1 protein-coding gene is annotated in these 527 nt (G+C 80.6%); it reads left to right on the top strand.

The genetic code is table 11. The features are described from left to right. Nucleotides 1-336: 336 nt before the first annotated feature. Entirely contained in the window at nucleotides 337-525 is a 189-nt protein-coding gene (locus tag D7Y13_RS46275; protein WP_158626216.1) for a hypothetical protein, read from the top strand. The last annotated feature ends 2 nt before the right edge of the window (nucleotides 526-527 follow it).

The raw sequence follows: 527 nt of genomic DNA, 5'->3' as shown, positions 1-527 counted from the left end.
GCCGTCCGGGCGTTCGGCGCGGAAGGCTGCGACGCCGTGGCGGGCGGCGGGACCGGGGCTGCCGGCGCGGAGGTGCCCGGCCGGGCGTTCTGAGCCGGGGCCTGTGGCGCGGTGGCGGTGCCCTGTGCGGCCGGTGCCGACGCGGGGCTGCCCGGCCGGGTGTTCTGACCCGGGGCCTGTGGCGCGGTGGCGTTGCCCTGTGTGGCCGATGCCTGAGAGGCGGTGCCCTGTGCGGCCGGCGTCGGCGCGGAGGTGCCCGGTCGGGCGTTCTGACCCGGGGCCTGTGGCGCGGTGGCGGACGGGCCCTGCGCACCGGGCGCTCCCGCGACACCGTCCGTGGCGATTCCCCGGCCGGGCGGCGGGCGCGCGGCGGGCGTTCCCTGGGGCGGGGCGGAAGGCTGGCCCTGGACGCCGGGCGCGGTGCGGTTCGCTGGCGGTGCTCCCGAGGTGGGCGTGGCCGGCCCCACGGGCGTCAGCACGGGCACGGTCTGCGGAGGCGGTAGCGGCTTCTCGCCGGGGGGATAGAG

Origin of the sequence: Corallococcus praedator, assembly GCF_003612125.1 — a bacterium.
In the GTDB taxonomy this organism is placed as follows: Bacteria; Myxococcota; Myxococcia; order Myxococcales; family Myxococcaceae; genus Corallococcus; species Corallococcus praedator.
The sequence above is the reverse complement of the archived record's forward strand: the minus strand, read 5'-3'. Positions and strand labels throughout refer to the sequence as shown.